The sequence below is a fragment of the Actinosynnema sp. NPDC023658 genome, assembly GCF_040639995.1.
GTDB lineage: Bacteria > Actinomycetota > Actinomycetes > Mycobacteriales > Pseudonocardiaceae > Actinosynnema.
Genome location: NZ_JBFAAX010000770.1, coordinates 1 through 2,687 on the forward strand (window position 1 = coordinate 1; position 2,687 = coordinate 2,687).

Genomic DNA, 2,687 nt, shown 5'->3' on the forward strand with positions numbered 1-2,687 from the left:
CTCGCCCGCTGCGCCCGCGTGAGCAGGCGCTCGCACTCCGCCGCGGATGGCCGCTTGGTCGGGTCCGTGGCGGTCATCGCGGTCAGCACGTCGGTCCACGGTCCGGGCAGGTCGGCCGGGACGCGCGGCTCCCGGTGCAGCCGCGACAGCGCCGCCTCCGTGTCGCCACCGGGGTACTCGGGTCGCCCGGTCAGGCACTCCAGCAGCACCAGGCCCAGCGCGTAGACGTCGGCGGACGGCCGCACGTCGCCGCCCCGCACCTGCTCGGGCGCGAGGTAACCGGCGGTGCCGACCAGCACGCCCGACCGGGTCACGCGGGTCACCTGGCCCTGCAACGCCAGCCCGAAGTCGGCCAGGTACGCGCGCCGCCCGGTGGTGTCGAGCAGGATGTTCGACGGCTTCACGTCCCGGTGCACCACGTCGTGGGAGTGCACGTGGGCCAGCACACCGGCGACCTGCGACCCGATCACGGCCACGACCTCGGGTGACATGGCGCCGCGCATCCGGCGGCGCAGCGTGCCGCCGTCGACGGGCTGCATCACGAAGTACGGCCGGCCGCGGAAGGTGCCGGTGCCGTAGACCTCGACCAGGCCGGGGCAGTGCATGGCGGCCAGCACCTGCGCCTCGCGGTCGAGCCGGATCCGGTCCTCGCCGCCCTCGCCCAGGAAGAACTTGATCGCGACCTTCCGGTCGAGCCGGGTGTCGAGCGCCCGGTACACCTCCGCCATGCCCCCCGAGCCGTAGAGGCTGCCCAGGGCGTACCTGCCGTCGACCACCTCGCCGGTCAGGTCACCGTCCCACATCCGGTTGAACCTCCGCTGTGTCGACGACGTCGGCCGGACGCCGGAAGTTACCGGCCCCGGGGCTCGACCTGCCACCCCGTTGCCGTTCCGCGACCTGCCCGGCGCGACAAGGCCACCTCGGATCGCCGCAGATCTGCGGGGTTCCGCACAGGGTGACTATGCACCGAAGACCACCCTATCGAGTGATCTTCGGAGCACGGTCAGGCAGAAGACGTCAGGGCGCGGTGGTGCAGGTCGTCGTGGGCGTGGTCGTGGTGCTGGTGGTCGTCACCGGCGGCCCGGCCGAGGCCGCCCGGGTGCCGCTGCACGAGGTCGACTCGACCCGCCCGTCGGACGAGTCACCGAAGGCGAACACGACGTACTCGACGCCGCGGGCGAGCCGGAACCCGCACAGCGAAGCCATGCTGTAGGTCAGGACGTCGACCTGCTGCGGCACGTCGCCCTTGTACTCGGTGCCGACGGCCACGGCGTACCGGTACCGGTCGTCGTAGCTCACCGCCGGGTCGCCCACCTCCACGGTCTCGCTGAGCACGAGGCCGGAGAAGACGTGGGTCGCCCGCTGGAAGCGGTCCGCCTCCGTGCCGGGCTGGCAGCTGCACGCGCTGGCCGGCCCGGTGAAGACGGCCGTGAGCAGGCCGGCGGTCAGCGTGATCACACCGGCCACGTGGGCCAGGACTCTCCACCGCTTCAACGGATCCCCCTCTGGTCGGAGCGCGGCGCGGCCGTCATGGCGTGGCGGTCGCGCACGGCGTGGTGGTCGGGAAGGTGGTGCCGGAGGCGGGTGACGTGGTCACCGGCGGACCGCCGGCCGCGGACCGGGTGCCGCTGCACTGCTCGGTCTCCAGCCTGCGGTCGGCCACGTCGCCCTTCGAGAACACCAGGTAGTCGGCGCCCACGGTCAGCTTGAGGCCGCACGAGTTGTTCCGCTGCGTCAGGACGTAGACCACGTGCGGGACGTCGCCCTTGTACTCGGTGTCGACCACGACGGTGTACCGGTAGGCGTCGTTGTAGCCGTCGTTCAGCTCCACCTTCTCGCTGACCACGTGCCCGGAGAAGACGAACGTCGCCTGCTGGTAGCGCAACGCCTCGTTCCCGGGGAAGCAGACGCAAGCACTGGCGGGACTGGTGAGCACCGCGGTGAGCAGGGCGGCGGTCAGCGTGGCTACCGCCGCCGCGTGTGCCAGGAATCGTGAACGCGCCAAAGGGTCCTCCTCGTGCATAAGGAGTGGTCGTGGCGGTGTGCGCCCAGCGTACGGTCAGGCGTGCAGCGCCAGCCAGAGTTCCGCGCGCACACCTGCGGGTTCCAGCGAACGCCCGAGCAACCGCTCCACCCGCTTGAGCCGATTGCGCACGGTGTGCCGGTGCACGCCCAGTCGGGTGGCCGCCGGGTCGGCCTGCCCGTGGCACTCCAGCCACACCCGCACCGTCTCCCGCAGCACGTCGTCCAGCGGCGCGAGCAGCGCGGCGGCGAACTCCGCCGCGTCCGCCGCCAGCAGCCCCGCGCCGGGCACCTGCTCGAACGCCTCCACGCCCGCCTCCAGCGCCCGCAACGCCTCCCGGTAGCCGCGGGCCACGTCGGTGGCGTCCACCGGGCCGGACGCGGCGGCGGGCACGTCCACCTCGCGGGCCAGCACGACCACCCGGCCGTCCACCTCCGCCCAGAACCCGGTCGGCTCGGCGGGCTCGCGCAGCACGAAGACCCGGAACGGCGCCTCGGGCAGCCCCTCCACCCCGACACCGGCCAGCGCGAGCCGGAACCGCGCCTCCCGCAGCTCCCGCCGCACCTCCTCCACCTCGTCCGACCGGGCCAGCGCGACCGTGAGCAGCGACGCGGCCGTGTTGACCACGCCCGCGTCCAGCGGCAGGTCCGCCGCGACGGCGAGC

At 73.2% G+C, this 2,687-nt stretch carries 4 protein-coding genes; all 4 read right to left on the bottom strand.

What is annotated here, in order from left to right; genetic code table 11:
• A partial coding sequence (locus AB0G02_RS34495; RefSeq protein WP_360802884.1) for a serine/threonine-protein kinase occupies positions 1 to 803 on the bottom strand: 803 nt, incomplete at its 3' end.
• Between the two features lie 214 nt (positions 804 to 1,017).
• Positions 1,018 to 1,494 carry a hypothetical protein gene (locus AB0G02_RS34500; RefSeq protein ID WP_360802887.1) on the bottom strand — a complete coding sequence of 159 codons (477 nt, stop codon included), beginning with the start codon at positions 1,492 to 1,494 and terminating at the stop codon, positions 1,018 to 1,020.
• Between the two features lie 34 nt (positions 1,495 to 1,528).
• Entirely contained in the window at positions 1,529 to 2,005 is a 477-nt protein-coding gene (locus AB0G02_RS34505) for a hypothetical protein (RefSeq protein ID WP_360802890.1), read from the bottom strand.
• Positions 2,006 to 2,059: 54 nt separating this feature from the next.
• The coding region (locus AB0G02_RS34510; protein WP_360802893.1) for a helix-turn-helix domain-containing protein at positions 2,060 to 2,687 on the bottom strand (628 nt) is incomplete at its 5' end.